The following is a 657-nucleotide window of genomic DNA, read 5'->3' on the forward strand; positions in this document are numbered from 1 at the left end:
TGATAATGGGGCGCATTTCAGTTCCAGATAGAATAGATTAGCTTGAAATAGAGGACCATAAGTGTAACCGCTTGTGGTCTTATTTTAGTATTTAGGCAAGTACCGTAAAACTTATGATACGATAAAAGATAGTGTGACAATCGGAGAAATCAACATACAGGGGAAGTGAAGGATTTGGACAAAGCAAAATTATATGACTTGATTGGTATTGGCGCAGGACCGTTCAACTTGAGCCTGGCAGCACTACTGGATGAACAGCCGGAAATAGATGCCATGTTTTTTGAGCAAAAGGAAAAGTTCGAGTGGCATCCTGGAATGCTGATTGAAGGCACGAAGCTCCAGGTACCGTTTCTGGCAGATTTAGTTACTATGGCAGATCCGCGTAGCAAGTATACATTTTTAAACTATATCAATGAAAATGAGCGTATGTATCAGTTTTACTTTTTACAGCGCCTGGATATCCCCCGCCGGGAGTATAATGATTATTGCCAGTGGGTGGCTGGTCAGCTGTCCAGTTGTAAGTTCGGGTACCGGGTGACGAACCTTAGGCATGTAAAGGATAACGAAGCTTATTTTGAAGTAGAGGTTGTGAACCTTGCCACGAATGAAACAGATGCTTTCCGCACGAAAAATCTCGTGTTAGGGACTGGAAGTGTC

At 42.8% G+C, this 657-nt stretch carries 1 protein-coding gene; it reads left to right on the forward strand.

Annotation, left to right across the window (positions count from 1 at the left end):
* Nucleotides 1–174: 174 nt before the first annotated feature.
* Nucleotides 175–657 (forward strand): SidA/IucD/PvdA family monooxygenase (locus tag ACGTN9_RS21025; RefSeq protein WP_499596484.1); only part of this gene is annotated, 483 nt, incomplete at its 3' end.

This window comes from Halobacillus sp. B23F22_5, assembly GCF_043497085.1.
Taxonomy (GTDB): Bacteria; Bacillota; Bacilli; order Bacillales; family Halobacillaceae; genus Thalassobacillus.